This window comes from Streptomyces sp. S3(2020), from assembly GCF_013044505.1.
Classification (GTDB): Bacteria; Actinomycetota; Actinomycetes; order Streptomycetales; family Streptomycetaceae; genus Streptomyces.
Genome location: NZ_JABERD010000001.1, coordinates 73,688 through 93,924, shown reverse-complemented (window position 1 = coordinate 93,924; position 20,237 = coordinate 73,688). Strand labels below are relative to the sequence as shown.

Sequence of the window (20,237 nt, the reverse complement as noted above, 5' to 3'; positions counted from 1 at the left end):
TCGCAGTGATAGAACCTTGATACCAGAGCCCGAGGAGGGCGTCCATGGCGAGCCCCGTCCTGTTCCGGCGCGCGACCGTCGTCAAGATCGTCCAGGAGACCCCCGACGCCCGGACCTTCGTCCTCGACCCGCACGACGGCCCGTTCGCCTACCAGGCAGGGCAGTTCTGTGTCTTCCGGGTCCGGGTCGACGGCAGGGACCTGCTGCGCTCCTACTCGATGTCGAGCGCCCCGGAGACGGACGCCGAGCTGATGACGACGGTCAAGCGCGTCCCCGGCGGCAAGGTCTCCAACTGGCTGCACGACCATGTCGGCGAGGGCGACGAGGTCGAACTCACCCAGCCGCGGGGCCTGTTCTGTCTGCGGCCGGCCGAGACACCGCTGCTCGGCTTCAGCGGCGGCAGCGGGATCACCCCGATCCTCTCCCTCGCCAAGAGCGCGCTGGCCGCGACCTGCCGTCCGGTGCGGCTGCTGTGCGCCGACCGGGACCGGGCGTCGGCCATCTTCGACGCGGCGCTCACCGAGCTGGCCGCGGAGTTCCCGGGCCGGCTGAGCGTCGTGCGGCATCTCGACGCCGAGCGGGGGCTCGTCGACGCCGACGCGATACGGGAGTTCGTCGGCGCGGACGGCGGGGCGGACGCGTATGTGTGCGGGCCCGAGCCCTTCATGGAGCTGGTGGAGTCGGTGCTGCCGGGGCCGGGCCGGGTGTTCAGCGAGCGGTTCGGCGGAGCGCCTCAACCGCCGCCCGTGACCCGCCCGGTGGCTGACGGCACCGTCACGATCGTCCTCGGCACCAAGCGCGCCACCGTCGCCAAGCACCCGAACGAGACGCTCCTGCAGAGCGCCCGCCGGGCCGGCCTCACCCCGCCCTTCTCCTGCGAGGCGGGCAACTGCGCCACCTGCATGGCCAGGATCACCGAGGGCAGCGCCACCATGCGGGTGAACGACGCGCTGACCGAGGACGAGGTGGCCGAGGGCTATGTCCTGACCTGCCAGGGCGTGCCCGACGAGGGCTCAGTCACCGTCCACTACGAGTGAGCCCAGGGCGGGCGGCGGGCCGTAGACGGGCTCGTATCCGGCGATCCTGACGGGACTGCCGATCAGTCTGTAGTCGCCGGCCCGCACGACGACCTCGGGTGTCGCCTCCAGTGCCTCGGGGAGCGTGCGGACGGCCGCCGCCGGAATGCCGAGCGGCCGCAGCCGGGCCTCCCAGCCCTTGGCGGTGTCGGTGCTCAGCGCCCGCGTGACGGCGTCGAGGACCTCGTCCCGTCGCTCCGCCCGCTCGGCCATCGTCGGGAAGCCCGCTATGCCGGCCTCCGCGGCGAAGGTCTTCCAGAAGCCGTCGTGCGTGATGAACAGCGCCAAGTGCCCTGCCGCCGTGGGGAACAGCTGGGCCGGCACGTAGTACGAGTGCGCTCCGAAGGGCAGCCGGCGCGGCTCGACCCCGTCGTTGAGGTAGGCGGACGCCCGGTAGTTGAGCTGGGACAGCATCACGTCCCGCAGCGCCACGTCGACCTGCCCGCCGCGGCCGGACACGATCTGGGCGAGCAGGCCCAACGCGGCGGTCAGGGCGGCGGAGTTGTCGACGGAGGAGTACCCGGGCAGGGTCGGCGGACCGTCGGGGTCGCCGGTGAGGGCGGCGACTCCGGTGGCGGCCTGGATGACGTAGTCGAAGGCCGGGTCGTCACCGCCGTCCAGGCCGTATCCGGTGACCGCCACGCAGACGATCCGCTCGTTGTGCCGGCGCAGACTGTCGTACGTCAGCCCCAGCCGCCGGATGACCGACGGTTTCAGGTTGACCAGCAGCGCGTGTGCGTCGGCCGCCAACTCGCCCAGGCGTTCCTGTCCTTGGTCCGTGCCGAGGTCGAGGCAGATGCTGCGCTTGCCGCGGTTGATGCTGGCGAAGTAGGCGTCACCGACCTGCCGCGAGAGGTCCCCGCCGGGCGGCTCGACCTTGGTGACCTCTGCACCGAGGTCCGCGAGGAGCATGGTGGCGAACGGGCCCGCGAGGATATGACCGACTTCGAGGATCCGCAGGCCCGCGAGGGGGCCGGGGGTCACCTGAGGGGCACGCCGAGGCGCACGGTCATCGGCCGACGCCCGGGACCGGCACCGCGGCCCGCGGCCGGCGCCAATCCCCTCGGCACCAGGAGGCTCGCCACCAGGCGACTCGGCAACCGATGCCTCCCCCTCGCCCTCACCGACCCGAAGTCCGCTCCCACCGGGCCCCGCCTCCGCAGCGCCTCCGGAGCCGCGGTCGGTGCCCGTCACCTCAGCTCCGTCGCGAGGTTCGCGATCATCTCGCGGGTGCGGCGCTTGGAGGCGAGCAGTTCGTCGCGGCCGTCGCCGATGGGCAGGAGGCGTACGGAGAGGTCGGTGACGCCGGCGTCGGCGAAGCGCTTGAAGCGCTGGAGGATGGCCGTCTCGTCGCCCGCCGCGCACAGGTCGCCGACGTCCCTGGCGTCGCCGTAGTCCAGCAGCCGCTGGTAGTTGGGCGAGATCTCGGCCTCGCCGAGGATCCGGTTGGCCCGCTCGCGGGCGGCGTCGACCTCGGAGGGGGCGCACAGACAGACCGGGATGCCGGCGACGACGCGGGGGGCCGGGCGTCCGGCGCTCTCGGCGGCCTTCGTGATGCGCGGGACGACATGGTCGGCGACGGCGCGTTCGTCGGCCATCCACAGCACGGTTCCGTCGGCACGCTCCCCGGCGAGGGCCAGCATGACCGGGCCGAGGGCGGCGAGGAGGATCGGCAGCGGGGCCACGGGGGCGAGGTCGAGGGGGTTGTGCACGGTGTAGGTGCGGTTCTCGACGTCGACGGGGCCGGGGCCGCGCCATGCCGCGTCGAGGACGTCGAGGTAGTCGCGGGTGAGGCCGGCCGGGCGGGCGTAGGGCAGGCCGAGCATGTCCTGGACGATCCAGTGGTGCGAGGGGCCGACACCGAGTGCGAGCCGGCCGCCGGTGGCCGCCTGGGTGGACAGGGCCTGGCGGGCGAGGGCGACGGGATGCTGGGCCTGGAGGGGGACGACGGCGGTGCCCAGCTCGATGCGGCTGGTCCGGGTCCCCATCAGCGCCACGGCGGTCAACGCGTCGAAGTCCGTGGGGACCTGGGGGATCCAGGCGGTGTCCATCCCGGCCGACTCGGCCCACTCCACATCCGCGAGCATCCGCTCGGCCTTGCGCGCCGAGTCCCCCCGCTCGGGTCCGATCATGACTCCGATCCGCACGTTCCCTCCAGGTGTCAGGGGCTCCAGGTCAGCGCGAGGTGAGGGCGCGTACGTCCGCCACCACGACGTCAAGGGGTGTTCCGGTGGGGAACACGGCAGCGGCGCCCGCGGCCTTCAGGCGCGGCACGTCGGCCGGCGGGATGGTGCCGCCGACGACGACCGTGATGTCCCCGGCGTCCGCGGCCCGCAGGCCCTCCACGGTCCTGGCGGTCAGCGCCAGATGCGCCCCGGACAGCATGCTGAGGCCGACCATCGCGACGTCCTCCTGGACGGCGGTCGCCACGATGTCCTCGACCTTCTGCCGGATGCCGGTGAAGACGACCTCGAACCCGGCGTCGCGCAGCGCCCGGGCGACGATCTTCGCGCCTCGGTCGTGGCCGTCGAGACCGGGCTTGGCGATGAGGATCCGGGTGCCCATCAGAACACCACCGGCTGCTGGAACTCGCCCCACACGTCCTTGAGGGCGGTGACCATCTCGCCGACCGTGCAGTAGGCGTTGGCACAGTCGACGAGCGGGCCCATGAGGTTGTCGGTGCCCTCGGCGGCGCGCGCGAGGGCGGCGAGGCGGGTGCGGACGGCGGCCGGGTCGCGTTCGGCCTTGACCCGGGCGAGCCGTTCCAGCTGGGTCTCGCGGCCCTTGGCGTCGAGTTCGTAGGTGGCGACGTCGGGGGCGGGCTCGTCCTCGTCGACGTACCGGTTGACCCCGATGACGGGCCGCTCGCCCGCCTCGACCGCCCGGTGGACGCGGTAGGCCTCGTCCGCGATGAGGCCCTGGAGATAGCCGTCCTCGATCGCCCGGACCATACCGCCGTGCCGCTCCAGATCCGCCATGATCTCGACGATCCGCTCCTCGGTCGCGTCGGTGAGCGCCTCGACGAAGTAGGAGCCGCCGAGCGGGTCCGCGACGCGGGCGACGCCGGTCTCGTGGGCGAGGATCTGCTGGGTGCGCAGGGCGAGCGTGGCCGACTCCTCGCTGGGCAGCGCGAAGGGCTCGTCCCAGGCGGCCGTGAACATCGACTGGACGCCGCCGAGGACGGAGGCCAGCGCCTCGTAGGCGACCCTGACGGTGTTGTTGGGGGCCTGCGGCGCGTAGAGCGAGGCTCCCCCGGCGACACAGCCGAAGCGGAACATCGCGGCCTTGTCGGAGCCCGCCCCGTAGCGCTCGCGGACGATGGTCGCCCAACGCCTGCGCCCGGCACGGTACTTGGCGATCTCCTCGAAGAAATCGCCGTGCGTGTAGAAGAAGAAGGAGACCTGCGGGGCGAACTGATCGATCGTCATACGTCCGCGTTCCAGCACGGTGTCGCAGTACGTCACCCCGTCGGCGAGGGTGAACGCCATCTCCTGCACGGCGTTGGCCCCGGCGTCGCGGAAGTGCGCGCCGGCGACGGAGATCGCGTTGAACCGCGGCACCTCGGCCGCGCAGAACTCGATGGTGTCGGCGATCAGTCTGAGCGACGGCTCCGGCGGCCAGATCCAGGTGCCGCGGGAGGCGTACTCCTTGAGGATGTCGTTCTGGATGGTCCCGGTCAGCTTCGCCCGTGGCACACCCCGGCGCTCGGCGGCGGCCACGTAGAAGGCGAGCAGGATCGCCGCCGTCCCGTTGATGGTGAAGCTGGTGCTGATCCGGTCCAGCGGGATGCCCTCGAAGAGCACCTCGGCGTCGGCGAGGGTGTCGACGGCGACACCGACCCGCCCGACCTCCTCGCTGACCTCGGGGTCGTCGGAGTCGTAGCCGCACTGCGTGGGCAGGTCCAGGGCCACCGACAGCCCGGTGCCGCCCTGATCGAGCAGATAGCGGTAGCGGCGGTTGGACTCCTCCGCGGTGCCGAACCCCGAGTACTGCCTGAGCGTCCACAGCCGCCCCCGGTAGCCGGAGGCGTAATTGCCGCGCGTGAACGGGAAGTCCCCCGGCGCCGGCGGCTCGACGGCCCGGTCCGCCGGTCCGTAGACCGGTTTGAGCGGGATTCCGGACGAGGTCTGGGCAAAGTCATTCATCGTGTGGATACGCTACTTGCAGAAAAGGAGAATGCCAATACCAGCACGGAGAATCGGATCCTGTCCACGCTCGCCGTCGTCTACGCTCGCCGCATGGAACAGGTGGACCTCGACGACTGGCACACCGCCGATCCGGCACGTGTCGCGGAGGCCGCCGCCCGGGTCGCCGACTCCCTCCCGCTCACCGTCGGGATCGCGACGCGGCAGCCGCCGCAGCACTTGAGGCCGCTGGTCCGGGCACTGACGCTGACTCTCATCGGCCCACAGGTGATCGCTCCCGACCGCGAGTCGGTACCCGTGGCGGACCCGTGGCAGGCGTACGCCGCACTGGCCGAGGTCGCCGACCGCCGCCCGCAGACCACCGTCACGCTGGGCAGACTGCTGCGGCAGACTCCCTCGCTCGGCACCCTGGACGCCCTGGCCGCGGAGGCGGCGGCCTACTCGATGCTGCTGGGCGGGACCGAGTTCGCCGCCTGGCTCGCCGAACGGGGTCCGCGGACGGCGGCCGCCGACGGGGAGTGCGTCCGGCTGTCGCGGACCGGCGGCAGGCTGTCGATCCTGCTGGACCGCCCCGAGCGCCGGAACGCGTTCGCCTTCCGGATGCGTGAGGAGCTCTACGACGCCCTGGAGATCGCCGCTCTCGACGACTCGGTCGAGGAGGTGGAACTCGGCGGCGCGGGGCCGGTGTTCTGCAGCGGGGGCGACCTGGCCGAGTTCGGCACCGCCCGCGATCTCGTGGCCGCGTATCTGGTGCGGCTCGACCGGGCACCGTGGCGGCTCGTCGACCGTCTGCGGGACCGGGTCACGGTCCGGGTGCGGGGCGCGGCCGTGGGCGCCGGTATCGAGATGGCCGCGTTCGCCGGGCGCGTGGTGGCCTCGCCGGGCGCCTTCTTCCAGCTGCCCGAGGTGGCCATGGGGCTGGTGCCCGGCGCGGGCGGCACGGTGAGTGTGCCGCGGCGGATCGGACGGTGGCGGGCGGCGTGGCTGATGCTGAGCGGGGCCCGGCTGGATGCGGGTACCGCCCTGCGGTGGGGGCTGGTGGACGAGATCGACGGCCATGAGCGGTGACGTGCTGCTGCGGGGCGTGTCGGTGCGGTCGTGGCCGGGCCGCCCGGTCGACTGCCGGGTCCGTGGGGGTGTCGTGGCGGAGATCGGGCCTCGACTGCGGGCGGGGGACGCCGAGTTGGTCGTAGCGGGTGAGGGGGGCGCGCTGCTTCCGGGGCTGGCCGATCATCATCTGCATCTGGCGGCCATGGCGGCGCGGGAGTCGTCGCTCGACGTGTCCGGTGTGTCGCGCGACGGTCTGGCCGAGGCGGTCGCGCGGGCCGTGCCGGGCGAGGACGGGTGGGTGCGGGCCGTCGGATACGACGACGTGGTCCACGGCGAGCTCGACCGGGATGTCCTCGATGCCTGGAACCGGGTGCTGCCGGTGCGGGTGCAGCATCGTTCCGGTGCGCTGTGGGTGGTCAACTCGGCGGGGCTGGATCGGCTCGGGGACACCGGGGTCGAGCGCGGGCTGCTGTGGCGGGCCGATGCCTGGCTGCGCGAGAGGCTCGGTTCCCGTCCGCCGTCCCTGCGGGCGGTGGGCGCCCGCCTCGCCGCCCTCGGGGTCACCCACCTCGCGGACGCCACCCCGGACGACGGGGCCGCCGCGGCCGTGGCGGACGCGGTACGGCGGGGCGAACTCCCCCAGCACGTCATGCTGATGGCCGCCGACAGCGGCCCGGCGGATCATCCCCGGCTGAGCGTGGGCCCGGTGAAGCTGGTGGTCGCCGACCACACGCTCCCCGACCTCGGCGACCTCACCGAGCGCATACGGCGGGCCCACACCGCCGGCCGTCCCGTCGCCGTGCACTGTGTGACCCGTGTGGCCCTCGCCCTGACCCTGGCCGCGCTGGACGAGGCCGGGTCCCTGCGGGGCGACCGCGTCGAACACTGTGCCGTCGCCGACGCGGCCCTCGCCGAGGAGTTGGCGGTGCGGGGGATCACCGTGGTCACCCAACCGACGCTGGTGGCCCGGCGCGGTGACACGTACTGGGACCGCGCCGAGCCCGAGGACCGGCCGGACCTGTGGCCGTACGCCGGTCTGCTGCGGGCGGGCGTCCGGGTGGCGGCGAGCAGCGACGCCCCGTACGGGGACCCCGACCCCTGGGCCTGCCTCCGTGCGGCGACACAGCGGCTCACCCCCTCCGGACGGGTACTGGGCCCTGCCGAACGCGTCCCACCCGCCACGGTCCTGACCGGCCTGCTCTCCCCACTGTCCGATCCGGGCGGCCCCCCACGTCGCGTCGCCCCGGGCCAACCCGCCGACCTCGTGCTCCTCGACCGACCCCTGAGCGAGGCACTGCGCACGCCGGACGCCGGTCAGGTGCGCGCCACGTTCATCGCGGGGCGGGTCGTACACGGATGAGAGCGTTGTCGGCGCCCGACTCGACCGCGGGAGCCGCCACTTCGGGTGGTCGCGGCGGAAGAACCCGCTGCGTCCGGCCGAGCAGCAGGCAGGCGACTGCCCACCCGACGCCGAGCAGCAGCGCACCACGCTCATCGCGGGACGCGTCGCGCACGGACGAGAGCGCTGTCGACGCCCGACTCGGCCGCGGCAGGCGCCACTTCGGGTCGGCGCGGCGGAAGAACCCGTCACGTCCCGCCGAGCAGCAGCGCGCCACGTTCATCGCGGGGCGGGTCGTACACGGATGAGGGCGTTGTCGGCGCCCGACTCGGCTGCCGGGCCCGTCGCTTCGGGTGGGCGTGGTGGAAGGATCTGTTGCGTCCGGGCGAGGCGCGGGCAGGTGACCGTCCAGCCGGTGCCGCCGTCCCGGCGTACCGGATGCGGGCCGTGCTCCGTGTCGGGAGCGGTCCCGGCGAAGGCGGCGGCCACCTCGCGCATCGAGACGTCGATCAGCTCCCCGCCGCCGCGGGCCAGGGACGTGAAGGCGCCCAGTGCGGCGACCAGTCCCGTGAGCGGGTCGGCGATCGCGTCGCCGCAGAAGACCGGGCCGTGGTCGGACCGCGCCACCAGTCCCCCGGCGACCGCGGCGTCGTCGCCGAAGGCGACCCGGTCGGGGTGGCCGCGGCCGTACCCCGTGATGGCGACCCACACCTTGCCCGCACGATGGTCGAGGCGTTCGACGGCCAGCCCCAGTTGCGCGAGCGCTCGCGGTCGGGACGCCTCGATCACGATGTCCGCCTCGCCGACCAACTCCGCGAGCGCCGCGCGTCCTTCGGCCGTGGTGAAGTCGACGGCGACGCTCTCGTGGCCGGCGTGCAGCCAGTCGTAGAACCGCCGGTTCCCGGCCCGGGCGCCATCGGGGCGCCGGGTGCTCTCGACCTTGACGACACGGGCGCCGGCCCGTCCGAGCAGATGGGCGCAGAGGGGGCCGGCCCAGAGGGAGGAGAGGTCGACGACGAGGGCGCCTTCGAGCTTCGGGTCCTTGGCGGGTGCGGCGATGCGGGAGGTGCGGTACGGAGTGTCGGCCGGTGCTCCCGGCCCGGTCGGGAGTGCGGCGGCGGGGACCCCGAACATGCGGATGCGCGTGGCGAGTTCGCGGGCCTTCGTGGTGCGTGCGGCGGTGGCGAGGTCGTCCCACGGGGCGTGGACGTCGGCGCGGCCGAGGATCGCGGGGACGAGGTCGAGGTCGTCGGGGCGGGCCAGGGTGACCGCGCACCAGCCGTCGGCGGCTCGCAGCAGGCGGGTGGCGCCACCCGTGGACGTACGGCCGCGCCGGGTCAGGCCCATGGCACCGGCTCGGGCGCCGAGGAGGAGGGCGGGGTCGATGTCGACGGGGAGCGCGCCGCGGATCCGGTGCAGGAGGGGCATCAACCCGCCCGGCGCCAGGAGCGGCGGGCCGTCCTGCTCACCGGTGAGCGCCATGGCCCCGGAGGCGGCCCAGTCGAGGTGCGGGCAGCTCTCTCCGGCGCCGGGGATCGGCCGCTCGCTCACGGCAGACGTGCGCCGCGCTGAGCGAGCCTCTTCAGGGCGGTCTCGCCCCACGCGAGATTCGACCGTTCGAAGGTCATGCCGCCGAGCAGGGTGAGGTAGGGCCCGATGCGGTCGGCCTCGGCGAAGTACTCGTCCTCGGTGCGGCCGGCGAGCATGCGCTCCCGCATCCGTTCGTAGCGGGCCAGCTTGGCGGTGGACCGCTCCACGCGCTCGGCGATCGCGGTCCGTACGGCGTCGGTGTCGCCGATGTCTACGCACTGGACCTTGACCATCAGCTCGTCGCGGATGGCGGTCGGCCTCGCGGGCTCGTCGGCGATGTACGCGCGCAGGACCTCCAGACCGGCCTCGGTGAGGGAGAACAGGCGCTTGTTGGGGCGGCGTTCCTGCTGGATCACGCGGGCGGAGACGAGGCCCTCGGCCGCCATGCGCTCCAGTTCCCGATAGAGCTGCTGCGGGGTGGCCATCCAGAAGTTGGCGACGGAGGCCTCGAAGCCCTTGGCGAGGTCGTATCCGGAGGCCTCGCCCTCCAGGAGGGCGGCCATCACCGCGTTGCGCAGAGCCATGGGATCAACCTAGTTGACTAGTCAATGGGGTGCGTATCGGCGGGCCGGGGCATCGGGAGCAGTTCGGGCCGCTTGGCGCGCCGGCCGTCGCCGGAGGACCGGCCGCGGACCCGCCGTACGAGCCAGGGGCCGAGGAAGGAGCCGGCCCAGCGCAGCTCGCCGCCGACCGCGCGCAGCCCCGAGGCCGCCCGCGGGTCGGCGGGCAGCGGCCGGGTCCAGCCGTCGTCGCTGCCCGGCAGGCCGAGGGCGTCGGCCACGGCGGCGGCGATCCGGGCGTGACCGAGCGGGCTGGCGTGCAGCCGGTCGGGGCTCCACAGGCGCGGGTCGGTCACGACGGGGTGGTGGGAGGTCTCGGCGACCACGACTCCGTGCCGGGCCGCGGCCTGTCGGATGCGGTCGTTGAGGGCGATGACCCGGGGGCGGACCGGGCGGGCCAGCGGGGTGATCCGGGCGACGTCCGGGAAGGTCACCGTCGCCACGCGGGCGCCCCGCGCGGTGAGTGCGGCGAACATCGCCTCCAGGTGACCGGCCACCTCGTCGGCGTCGAAACGGGACCGCAGCAGGTCGTTGACCCCGGCGACGACCGTGGCGAGGCCGGGCTCCAACGCGAGGGCGGGCGCGAGCTGTTCGTCCCGCACCTGCCCGGCGAGACGGCCGCGCACGGCGAGATTGGCGTAGAGCACGTCCGGTGTGTCCCGGGCGAGCTGCTCGGCGAGCCGGTCGGCCCATCCGCGCAGTCCTCGTACGTCGTCGCCGTCGCCGCACCCTTCGGTCTGGCTGTCGCCGAGGGCGACGTACCGCAGAGGTCCGTTCTCCGTCATGACCGGCCGCCCCACTTGGACAAGTACGCACCTAGTAATGTCGTTGACTATAGACGAGGGGCCTTCACATCCCAAGGGCCGGCAGGGTCGGGCTCGACGACCGCCGACCGTCCCACGAGCAGCAGTCCGCCCGCGAGCAGCCCCGAGGCGAGGCCCAGGACGCCGACGGCGGTGGCCAGGCTCCCGACCACGGTCTCCAGCCCGATCAGGATCAGCGGGCAGATGAACTCGCCGAAGAAGAAGGCGGCCGTCCACAGTCCGGTGCCGCGCCCTCGGTCGGTGTACTCCAGCCTGGACATCGCGGCGGTGAGCAGGGACGGCAACAGGACGCCCGTACCGAGGCAGTTGAGCACCGCACCCGCGATCAGCAGCACGGGTCCGCTCGCCAGCCCCATGACCACGAACCCGGTGCCGCACAGCGCGAACACCACGGGCAGCCGGCTCGCGGGGGTGCCCGGCAGCCTGGTGAAGGCGATCGATCCGGCCACCGTGGCGGCACTGGCGAGGGCGGTGGCCAGACCGATGACGCCGGTGGAGGTGATGCCCAGGTCGTCGAGCAGATAGGCCGTCTCGACGGGCACGGTGTAGAAGACCATGGCACCGAACACGGTCAGCGCGCAGATGCCGGCCAGCCGTCGTACGGGGAACGGACGCGGCTCGGTGGTGACTTCCTCGGCGGCGTCCTGACGGAGCCTGGGCAGGGCGGTCGCCATGAGGGGGGCCAGCAGCAGGCCGACCGCGTAGATCCAGAAGGGGGCGCGCCAGCCCGCCGAGCCGACCGCGCCGCCGATCACGAAGAACGCGGTGGCGGAGGCGGAGGCGCACATGGTCTGGAGGGCGAGATAGCGGTCCCGGACACGGCCCGTGTAGTAGTCGCCGATCAGTGTGGTGCAGCAGGTCATGATCGCGGCCTCGGTGATGCCGACCAGGACCCGGGAGGCGACGATCGCGCCCAGGGAGTCGAGCCAGAGCGGGGCGGTGCCGAAGAGCGCGTACAGCACGGTCGCCACGACCAGCAGGCGTCTGCGGCCCAGCCGGTCGACGATGACGCCCGCGAACGGGGCCAGCAGGGCGAGCGCCAGCGCCGGGACGGTCAGGACGACGGGGACGAGCGTCTTGGCGCCGGGTACCGAGTCGAAGTGGTCCTGCATCTTCGGCAGCACCGGGGCGATCAGGACCGCGCCGAGGACGGGCAGGCAGCTGCCGGCCATCAGGAGAGGGGCGCGCAGGGGGACGGACCGGGCATGGCGGGGCTCCACGTCGGGGGGCATGAGGTGCGGCGACTGCGGCACCGGAGGGGACTGCGCCCGAGCGGCGGGCGTCAGGAACTGCCCCGACTATGAACCGGCACGCCCGCCGCGCCTAGCCCTCAGCCGATCGATCTCCCGGATCGGGATCATCCACCGGCTGGATGCCCCGCCCCGCCATCGGCCGGCCGACCTGGACCCTCCGTCACCGGCGTGTCGTGGCCTTCCGCCGCTTGGTTGTCGAGTCCTTGCGCCGCTCGGATGTCGAGTCCCTCCACCGCCTGGATGTCGTATCCCTCCGCCGCCCGGCCGCCATGTCCCGTCACCGAGGCCCCCACCCGTGCCGCGGTCTCGCGCAGCCACATGTGCGCGGCATCGTGGGTGTGCACCGGATGCCACCACAGGGCTTCCTGGAGAGGTACCGACTCGTAGGGCGCCGCCATGATCCGCACGGGGGCCACGCCGCGCAGCCGCTCGGCGAGGAGTGCCTGGACCAGGGCGATGCGACGGGTCCCGGCGACCAGGAACGGCAGCACCGTGAAGCTGTCGACGGACACCTCGACCCTGGGTTCGATGCCGAGCATGCCGAGCTGACGGACCGCCGGGGCGTCGTAGGTGCGCTGGTACGTCACCCAGGGCAGCCGTGCCACGTCGTCCCGGGTGAGCCGCTCGCCCACCTCCGGATTGTCGTCGGCGACCAGGAAGACCCACTGGTCCCGGTAGAGCTCGGTGGCGGGGAAGCCGCTGATGATGCCGTGCGGCATGAGCAGTCCCTCGGTGGTGCTCAGCAGGGTGCCGGCCTGCTCGACGATGCCGGGCGGGGTCTGGACGAAGCGCAGCCGGATGCCGGGAGCCTCCTCGTGGACCGTGCGGGCGAGTGCGGCGCCGAAGACGGCGACCGCGTAGTCGGAGGAGACGATCGTGAACTCCCGTTCCTCGACCGCCGGATCGAAGTCGGCCTGGCTGGTGAAGAGGCGTTCCAGCAGGTCGCAGGCGGTGGAGGTGCGGTCGAGGAGGACCTGGCCGAGCGCGGTCAGCTCGTAGTGGCCGCCGACGCGGGAGAGCAGGTCGTCGTCGAAGTGGCGGCGCAGCCGGGCCAGGGACGCGCTCATCGCGGGCTGGCTCAGACCGACCCGGCGCCCGGCGCGGGTGACGTTGCGTTCCTCCAGGAGGGCACGCAGGGCGACCACGAGGTTGAGGTCGAGGCTGGCCAGGCTCATCGCACGCCCTTCGATCGCCATAAACCGCATGGATGATCCGCATCCACGGAATCGATTTCCCAGATTACGAGAGGAGGGCCCAGATTAGTCACATCGCCATCAGGAGGACACGCCCGTGAAATCTGCAGCCTTCTCCGGACCGTTCGCGCTCGGTACCTTCTCCGCCCCCGGCCAGGCCGCTTTCCCCGGCCTCCTGATCCCCGAGGGGCAGGTGCTGGACCTGCGGACGGCTCTCGACGAGCCCGCCCCGACGACCCGCGCGGTCTTCGAGCGCTGGACCGAGCTGCTCCCCCGTCTGCACGAGCTGGCGGCGGACCCGGAGGCCGACCGCCGTCCCCTGGACGGCCTGCGCGTCCACGCTCCCGTGGAGCCCCGCCAGATCTTCCAGTCCGGCGCGAACTACCGGCAGCACGTGATCGATCTGGAGGTCGCCCACCGCTCCCCCGACGACCCGCGCACGGTCGAGGAGGCTCGGGCCGAGATCGCCGGGATCATGGACCGCCGGGCCGCCGAGGACCTGCCGTACGTCTTCATCGGACTGCCGAGCGCGGTCACCGGCCCGTACGACGACGTCGTCCTGCCGTCCTGGGCCGAACAGCCGGACTGGGAGCTGGAGTTGGCGGCCGTGATCTCCCGGCCCGCCTACCGGGTGTCCGTCGAGGAGGCCCTGGACCACGTCGCCGGGTACACCATCGCCAACGACCTCACCGACCGTGCCACCGTCTTCCGCCGTGACATGAAGGCCATCGGCACGGACTGGCTGCGCTCCAAGAACGCGCCCGGCTTCACCCCGCTCGGCCCCTGGATCGTGCCGGCCGAGTCGATCGCGGACCCGGGTGACCTGCGGGTCACTCTGAAGCTGAACGGCGAGACGATGCAGGACGAGTCGACCAAGGACATGCTCTTCGGTGTCGCGCGGATCGTGTCGTACGCCTCCCGGACCTCGCGACTCCTGCCCGGGGACCTGGTGTTGACGGGTTCCCCGGCCGGAAACGGCATGCACTGGGGCCGGTTGCTGCGCGACGGCGACGTGATGGACGGGTCGATCACCGGTCTGGGCGCCCAGCGCACGCGCTGCACCGCGGAGGTGCCCCGGTGACGCTCGACCGGAGCGACCCCGAGGGCGCGATCGCCGAGGCCGCCAAGGCGTGCTCCAACTGGGGGCGTTGGGGTGAGGACGACGTGCTCGGCACGCTCAACTTCCTCGACGAGGCCAAGCGCCGCGAGGGCGCCGCGCTCGTGCGGCGCGGTGTGAGCTTCTCCCTCTCGCAGAGCTTCGACATGAACGGGCCGCAGAAGGGCTGGCGGCGGCGCACCAACCCGGTGCACACCATGCTCGACACCGGCACCGACGCGGCCCTCGGCAACCAGGGCTTCCCGCACGGCATCGGCGGCGCCGACGACGTGATCGCGATGCCGTTGCAGTGCTCGACGCAGTGGGACGGGCTCGGGCACATCTTCGACCACGGCAAGGCCTGGAACGGCCGGGACGCGGCCCGCACCGTCACCTCGGACGGCGACCTCGTCACGGGCATCGAGCACATGGCGCCGTATGTCGCGGGGCGCGGAGTGCTGCTGGACGTCGGCGAAGTCGTGGGCCGCGACGGCGAGTTGCCCGACGGGTTCGCCGTCACCGAGGAGCACCTGACCGCGACCGCCGAAGCCCACGGCGTGCGCGTCGGACGCGGTGACCTCGTCGCCGTCCGCACCGGACGGCTGGCCCGCGCCCGGCGCGAGGGCTGGGGCGACTACGCGGGCGGCGACTCCCCGGGGCTGTCGTTCACCACGGCCGGCTGGCTGCACCGCACCGAGATCTGCGCGATCGCCACCGACACCTGGGGCTTCGAGGTGCGGCCGAACGAGTTCGAGCACGCCTTCCAGCCGCTGCACCAGGTGGCCATCCCGCACATCGGCCTGCTGATCGGCGAGATGTGGGACCTCGACGCGCTCGCCGCCGACTGCGCGGCGGACGGCGTGTACGAGTTCTGGCTCACCGCCGCGCCCCTGCCCATCACCGGGGCCGTCGGCTCCCCGGTCAATCCGATCGCCGTCAAGTAACCGGCGGAACAAAGGAGTTCCCCATGAGCACACCCCGCAGCGTCCTCGTCACAGGCGGCGGCGCGGCCGGCAACGCGGTGACGATCCTGCTGCGCCGCGCCGGCCTCGCGGTGGACCTGGTCGAGGCCAGTCCCGACTGGAACGCCACCACCGGATCCGGCATCACCCTCCAGGGCAACGCCCTGCGCGTGCTGCGCGAACTCGGCGTGTGGGACGAGGTCTCGGCCTCCGGGTACGCCTTCGGCTCGCTCGGCGTGACCGTCCCCGACGGCACGGTGGTCCACGAGAACGAGGACATCCGCACCGGCGGCGAGGACCTGCCCGCCACGCTCGGCATGCGGCGGCCCCGGCTCCAGCAGATCCTCATCGACGCGGTCCGCGCCTCCGGTGCCGACGTCCGGCTCGGCACCACCGCCAAGACCCTGGAGCAGGACGGCGCCGGTGTCTCCGTGGCCTTCGACGACGGCACGACCGGCCGCTACGACCTGGTGATCGCCGCCGACGGCCTGAACTCCACCACCCGCGCCGCGATCGGGATCACCGACAGACCGGAGCCGACCGGCATGGCCATCTGGCGCACCCCCGCCCCGCGCCCGGCCGCCGTCACCCGCACCGACCTCGCCTACGGCGGCCCCGCCTACATCGCCGGCTACTGCCCGACCAGCGAGGACACCCTCTACGCGTACGTCGTCGAGGCCAACCGCGACCTCGCCTCGATCCCGCCGGAGACCTACGCGGACGAGATGCGCCGGCTCGCGCGGGCGTACGGCGGGGTCTGGCCCGAGATCGTCGAGCACATCACCGACCCGGCGCAGGTCAACTACACCTGGTTCGACCGGCTGCTGGTGGAGGGCTCCTGGCATCGCGGCCGGGTCGTCCTCGTCGGCGACGCCGCGCACTGCTGCCCGCCGACCATCGCCCAGGGCGCGGCGCAGTCCCTGGAGGACGCCTCCGTCCTCGCGGAGCTGCTCACCGGCGGTCGCGACTGGGACGACGCGCTCTTCCAGGCGTACTACGAACGCCGTATCCCCCGGGTGCGGACCGTCGTCGAGGCGTCGGTGCAGATCGGGCAGTGGCAGCTGGACGGTGTCCGTGACGCCGATGTGCCCGGGCTGATCGGCCGCACGATGAACTTCCTGAAGGAACTGCCGTGAACTCCCCCACCGTCGATGTCCACGCCCATCTCCTGATCCCCGAGGTCGAGGGGGCGGTCGCCGCTCTCCCCGGCCTGGCCGCGGCCAGGGCGCTGGACGCCCGCCGCAACGGCGCCGCCTCCCTGGCGGTGAGCGGTCCGATGGTCCGCTCCGTCGCCCCGAAGGCGACCGACGTGTCCCTGCGGCTGGCCGCGATGGACGCCCAGGGCGTGGACATCCAGCTGGTCAGCCCTTCCCCCTCGCACTACCACTACTGGGCGGACGAGGAGACGGCCGAGAAGGTGTACCGCCTGGCCAACGAGGCGACGGCCGCGCACTGCGCGCGGGCGCCGGAGCGGCTCCGCGGACTCGGGATCGTCCCGCTGCAACACCCCGAGCAGGCGGTGCGCGCCCTCGCCCATGCCCTGGACCAGGGTCTGTCGGGGGTGGAGATCTCGTCCCACGCCCCCGGCCGGGAACTGTCCGACCCTGCCTACGCGCCCCTGTGGGCCCTGGCCGAGTCGACCGGCGCGCTGCTCTTCCTGCACCCCTTCGGCTGCACGCTCGACGAGCGGCTCGACCGGTGGTACCTGTCCAACACCGTCGGCCAGCCCACGGAGAACGCCGTCGCGCTCTCGCACCTGATCTTCTCCGGGGTACTGGACCGCCACCCCGGTCTGAAGGTGATCGCCGCGCACGGCGGTGGCTATCTGCCCACCCACATCGGCCGCTCCGACCACGCCTGGTCGGCCCGCTCCGACGCGGGCGCCGGCTGCGCGCACCCGCCGAGCAGCTATCTGAAGCGGATCTGGTTCGACTCCCTCGTCCACGACCCGCACGTGCTGCGGGAGTTGGTCCGGGTCGCCGGCGCCGACCGGGTCGTGCTCGGCTCCGACTTCCCCTTCGACATGGGCACCGAGGACCCCGTCGGCGCCCTGCGCGCGGCCCGGCTGACCGACCCCGACTTCCACGCCGTACGGGGCGGCAACGCCGCCGCCCTCCTCCGGAAGGACTGACCGCATGCGTCTGCTCACCCATCTGCGGCACGTCGACCTCGCCGTGCCCGACTACGACAGGCAGCTCGACTTCTATGCCGGTGTCTGGGGCCTGACCAAGGTCGCCGAGGACTCCGGGATCTCCTTCCTCGCGGCCGAGGGCTCGCCGGAGCAGTACGTCGTACGACTGCGCAGGGCCGAGGAGAAGCGCCTGGACCTCGTCTCGTACGGCGCCGCCTCGGTGGCCGACGTGGACACGCTCGCGGAGGAACTGCTCGCGGGTGGCGTCGAGTTGATCTCGCGGCCCGGCAAGGTCGACACCCCGGGCGGCGGTTACGGCTTCCGCTTCTTCGACGTCGACGGCCGCACCATCGAGGTCTCGGCGGACGTCGAGGTACGCCGGCACCGCAGGATCGAGGAGAAGGAGGCGATCCCGGTCAAGCTGTCGCACGTCGTCCTCAACTCCCCCGATCTGAACGTCACTCGGGAGTGGTACGAGCGGCACCTGGGCTTCCGGCTCTCCGACACCCTCATGCACCCGCGCATGGGCGAGGCCATGCACTTCATGCGGATCAGCAACCAGCACCACTCCATGGCCATCGCCCAGGGCCCGCACACCGCGCTGCACCACATCTCCTTCGAGATGCGCGGCATCGACGAGTACATGCGCGGCTCCGGCCGGGTGATGCGGGCCGGCTTCCAGAAGGTCTGGGGGCCGGGCCGGCACATGGCGGGCGACAACACCTTCACGTACTTCCTGGACCCGCACGGCAACACGGTCGAGTACACGACGGAGTTGGAGCTGCTGGACGAGGACACCTGGCACCCGCACGTCTACGACTTCTCCCAGCCGGAGATCTCCGACCAGTGGGGCACGGCCAACGCGATGAACGAACTCGTCGCCAAGGAGTCGTTCAACGACGTCGACCGCGGCGTGTTCGTCGCCCCTCCGGTGTGAGGTCCACGTGCGCATAGCCACCTACCTCCACGAGGGGCGCCGTCGGGTCGGTGTCGTCGAGGACACCGTCGTACGCCGACTGCCCGACGGCACCTCGCCGGTCGAGGCCGCCTTCGGTGTGCGCCCGGTGGGGCCCGCCGTGCCGCTGAGCGACGTACGCCTGCTGGCGCCTCTCCAGCCCCCGACCATCCGGGACTTCGTCACCTTCGAGGAGCACGTCGAGGGTGTACGGCGCTCGATCGACGGCGACGCCGGGGTGCCGGAGGCCTGGTACGACGCCCCGACCTTCTACTTCACCAACCCCTACGCGGTCGTCGGACCGTACGACGACGTGCCCGTGCCCCCGGGTTCACGGGTCCTGGACTTCGAGTTGGAGGTCGCCGCGGTCATCGGCCGCGAGGGCCGGGACCTCACGCCCGAACGGGCCCGGGAGCACATCGTCGGCTACACGATCCTCAACGACTGGTCCGCGCGCGACCTCCAGTCCCGCGAGATGCAGGTCAACCTCGGCCCCTGCAAGGGCAAGGACACGGCCGCCACGCTCGGCCCGTACCTGGTCACCGCCGACGAGCTGGAGGAGTACCGGGACGCGGACGGGTTCCTGCGGCTGTCCCTGACGGCCGCCGTGAACGGCGAGATCATCGGCAAGGACCTTCTCTCCCACATGAGTTGGACCTTCGAGGAGATGGTCGCCTACGCCTCGCGCGGCACCGTCGTGCGCCCCGGTGACGTCCTCGGTTCGGGCACCTGCGGCAACGGCGGCTGCCTGGCCGAGCTGTGGGGCGTCCGGGGTCGCCAGGACCCCCCGCCGCTCCGTCCCGGCGACACCGTGACCCTCACCGTCGAGGGCATCGGCACCGTCTCCAACACCGTGGTCGCCGGGGTCACCCCGGTACCACTGCCGACCGGCCGTCGCCGTACCCGGGAGCGGGAGCGGGAGCGGGAGTGAAGCCGCTGGGCGAGGCGGTGATCGTCGTGCCAGGTCGCCGCCTCGACGTCACCAGCGACCAGGAGCGGACCGAACTCGGCGCCGGGCCACGGCGTCCCGCCCCGCTGATGCCGCCCGGCCCGTCGATCGTCACCGTCGGATCGACGGCGGGGCGGACGTGGCCGGGCGGGTCGGGGGCGAGTGCCCGGAACCGCCCGGCCCGCGCCGTTGTCACGGCTTGCGGCCCACGCCTCCGAAGTCGTCGACCTCCGGCCCCTCGGTCCCGGCCGGTCCCGGGCGCCAGCGGGAGACCGAGACCACTCCCGGGTCGACCAGTTCCAGTCCGTCGAAGAAGCGGGCCAGTTCCTCGGGGCTGCGGTTGACCCGCGGGTTGTCGCCCGCCTCGTTCCACTGCTCGATCATGGTGCGCATGCCCTCGGGGTCGAGCACCTCGGTGTCGTCGCAGAGCACGACATGGCTTCCGGACGGCAAGGCCTCGACGAGGCGCCCGACGATGTCGTAGGCCTGGTCGTCGACGATGTGGGCGGTGATCCCCAGCAGCACGAGCGCGATGGGCTCGCTGAAGTCCAGCGTCTCGGCGGCGGTCCGCAGGATGCCCTCGGGGTCGCGGATGTCGGCGTCGATGTAGGCGGTCACGCCCTCGGGCGAGCTGGTGAGCAGGGCCTCGGCGTGGGCGAGCACGACGGGGTCGTTGTCGACGTAGACGATCCGGGTCTCCGGGGCGATCCGCTGCGCGACCTCATGGGTGTTGTCGGCGGTGGGCAGGCCCGTGCCGACGTCCAGGAACTGGCGTATGCCCACCTCACGGACGAGGTGTTCCACCGTTCGGACGAGGAAGGCCCGCTGGGCCCGGGCTATGTCGAGGATCTGCGGATTTGCCTCGACGATCTGGTCACCGACGAGGCGGTCGATCTCGTAGCAGTCCTTGCCGCCCAGCCAGTAGTTCCAGATCCGGGCGGAGTGGGGCACGTCGCTGTTGATGAGCTTGGCGTCAAGTGGCATGCGAACTCCCGGAGTTGATCTGATCTGGCCTCACCTCACCGTCTGCCGGTACGGCACGTCAAGCGCTGTCGGGAAACCGCCGGGCCGGAGGCACGGACAGCGCTCTAGTTGCACACTGGCGAGCAATAAC

At 72.6% G+C, this 20,237-nt stretch carries 19 protein-coding genes; 9 read left to right on the top strand and 10 right to left on the bottom strand.

Annotated features, from left to right (window positions below; translation table 11 throughout):
* The first annotated feature begins 44 nt into the window (after positions 1-44).
* Complete coding sequence (locus HLK59_RS00430) at positions 45-1,037, top strand: ferredoxin--NADP reductase (protein WP_171139096.1); 993 nt, start codon at positions 45-47, stop codon at positions 1,035-1,037.
* Here the strand turns inward: HLK59_RS00430 and HLK59_RS00425 are convergent.
* The 4 genes from HLK59_RS00425 to HLK59_RS00410 form a co-directional block, all read right to left on the bottom strand.
* On the bottom strand, positions 1,014-2,060 hold the full coding sequence (locus tag HLK59_RS00425) for a CoA transferase (RefSeq protein WP_171139095.1): 1,047 nt from the start codon (positions 2,058-2,060) through the stop codon (positions 1,014-1,016). The genes HLK59_RS00430 and HLK59_RS00425 overlap by 24 nt on opposite strands.
* 206 nt (positions 2,061-2,266) lie before the next feature.
* A complete protein-coding gene (locus HLK59_RS00420; RefSeq protein ID WP_206326596.1) occupies positions 2,267-3,208 on the bottom strand; it encodes an LLM class F420-dependent oxidoreductase in 942 nt (313 codons plus the stop codon).
* A gap of 43 nt (positions 3,209-3,251) precedes the next feature.
* A complete protein-coding gene (locus HLK59_RS00415; RefSeq protein ID WP_171139093.1) occupies positions 3,252-3,641 on the bottom strand; it encodes a cobalamin B12-binding domain-containing protein in 390 nt (129 codons plus the stop codon).
* Positions 3,641-5,221, bottom strand: coding sequence for a methylmalonyl-CoA mutase family protein (locus HLK59_RS00410; protein ID WP_171139092.1), 1,581 nt, complete (start codon positions 5,219-5,221; stop codon positions 3,641-3,643). Before HLK59_RS00410 ends, HLK59_RS00415 begins: the two co-directional genes overlap by 1 nt.
* Before the next feature lie 93 nt (positions 5,222-5,314).
* Here HLK59_RS00410 and HLK59_RS00405 point away from each other — a divergent pair, with 93 nt between their 5' ends.
* Both HLK59_RS00405 and HLK59_RS00400 read left to right on the top strand, forming a co-directional pair.
* A complete protein-coding gene (locus tag HLK59_RS00405) occupies positions 5,315-6,289 on the top strand; it encodes an enoyl-CoA hydratase/isomerase family protein (protein WP_171139091.1) in 975 nt (324 codons plus the stop codon).
* Entirely contained in the window at positions 6,279-7,631 is a 1,353-nt protein-coding gene (locus HLK59_RS00400; RefSeq protein WP_171139090.1) for an amidohydrolase family protein, read from the top strand. Before HLK59_RS00405 ends, HLK59_RS00400 begins: the two co-directional genes overlap by 11 nt.
* A 258-nt stretch (positions 7,632-7,889) precedes the next feature.
* On the opposite strand, the gene HLK59_RS00395 is transcribed toward HLK59_RS00400, so the two are convergent.
* The 5 genes from HLK59_RS00395 to HLK59_RS00375 all read right to left on the bottom strand — a co-directional run bounded on the left by HLK59_RS00395 (position 7,890) and on the right by HLK59_RS00375 (position 13,012).
* Positions 7,890-9,161 carry a CoA transferase gene (locus HLK59_RS00395; protein ID WP_206326595.1) on the bottom strand — a complete coding sequence of 424 codons (1,272 nt, stop codon included), beginning with the start codon at positions 9,159-9,161 and terminating at the stop codon, positions 7,890-7,892.
* A complete protein-coding gene (locus HLK59_RS00390; protein WP_171139089.1) occupies positions 9,158-9,724 on the bottom strand; it encodes a PadR family transcriptional regulator in 567 nt (188 codons plus the stop codon). The genes HLK59_RS00395 and HLK59_RS00390 overlap by 4 nt, the downstream gene beginning before the upstream one ends.
* A 17-nt stretch (positions 9,725-9,741) precedes the next feature.
* A complete protein-coding gene (locus HLK59_RS00385; protein WP_171139088.1) occupies positions 9,742-10,545 on the bottom strand; it encodes an SGNH/GDSL hydrolase family protein in 804 nt (267 codons plus the stop codon).
* 47 nt (positions 10,546-10,592) lie between these two features.
* Positions 10,593-11,816, bottom strand: a complete 1,224-nt coding sequence (locus tag HLK59_RS00380) for an MFS transporter (protein WP_171139087.1) — start codon at positions 11,814-11,816, stop codon at positions 10,593-10,595.
* A gap of 125 nt (positions 11,817-11,941) precedes the next feature.
* The gene (locus tag HLK59_RS00375) at positions 11,942-13,012 is read right to left on the bottom strand and encodes a LysR family transcriptional regulator (RefSeq protein ID WP_171139086.1); all 1,071 of its coding nucleotides are present in this window, start codon (positions 13,010-13,012) and stop codon (positions 11,942-11,944) included.
* 115 nt (positions 13,013-13,127) lie between these two features.
* Between HLK59_RS00375 and HLK59_RS00370 the strand changes: the two genes are divergently transcribed.
* Genes HLK59_RS00370 through HLK59_RS00345 form a run of 6 tightly spaced genes read left to right on the top strand, consistent with a single transcriptional unit; the run spans position 13,128 to position 19,105 of the window.
* Positions 13,128-14,111 (top strand): fumarylacetoacetate hydrolase family protein, encoded by a 984-nt coding sequence (locus HLK59_RS00370; protein ID WP_171139085.1) that lies wholly within the window; start codon positions 13,128-13,130, stop codon positions 14,109-14,111.
* Complete coding sequence (locus tag HLK59_RS00365; protein ID WP_171139084.1) at positions 14,108-15,070, top strand: cyclase family protein; 963 nt, start codon at positions 14,108-14,110, stop codon at positions 15,068-15,070. Before HLK59_RS00370 ends, HLK59_RS00365 begins: the two co-directional genes overlap by 4 nt.
* Positions 15,071-15,093: 23 nt before the next feature.
* The gene (locus tag HLK59_RS00360; RefSeq protein WP_171139083.1) at positions 15,094-16,224 is read left to right on the top strand and encodes an FAD-dependent oxidoreductase; all 1,131 of its coding nucleotides are present in this window, start codon (positions 15,094-15,096) and stop codon (positions 16,222-16,224) included.
* Positions 16,221-17,219, top strand: coding sequence for an amidohydrolase family protein (locus HLK59_RS00355; RefSeq protein WP_171139082.1), 999 nt, complete (start codon positions 16,221-16,223; stop codon positions 17,217-17,219). Before HLK59_RS00360 ends, HLK59_RS00355 begins: the two co-directional genes overlap by 4 nt.
* 4 nt (positions 17,220-17,223) lie before the next feature.
* On the top strand, positions 17,224-18,156 hold the full coding sequence (locus tag HLK59_RS00350; protein ID WP_171139081.1) for a VOC family protein: 933 nt from the start codon (positions 17,224-17,226) through the stop codon (positions 18,154-18,156).
* 7 nt (positions 18,157-18,163) lie between these two features.
* Positions 18,164-19,105 (top strand): fumarylacetoacetate hydrolase family protein, encoded by a 942-nt coding sequence (locus HLK59_RS00345; protein WP_171139080.1) that lies wholly within the window; start codon positions 18,164-18,166, stop codon positions 19,103-19,105.
* 210 nt (positions 19,106-19,315) lie between these two features.
* Here the strand turns inward: HLK59_RS00345 and HLK59_RS00340 are convergent, their stop codons facing one another.
* Positions 19,316-20,107: an SAM-dependent methyltransferase gene (locus HLK59_RS00340; RefSeq protein WP_171139079.1), complete on the bottom strand. Its 792-nt coding sequence runs from the start codon at positions 20,105-20,107 to the stop codon at positions 19,316-19,318.
* Positions 20,108-20,237 lie beyond the last annotated feature (130 nt).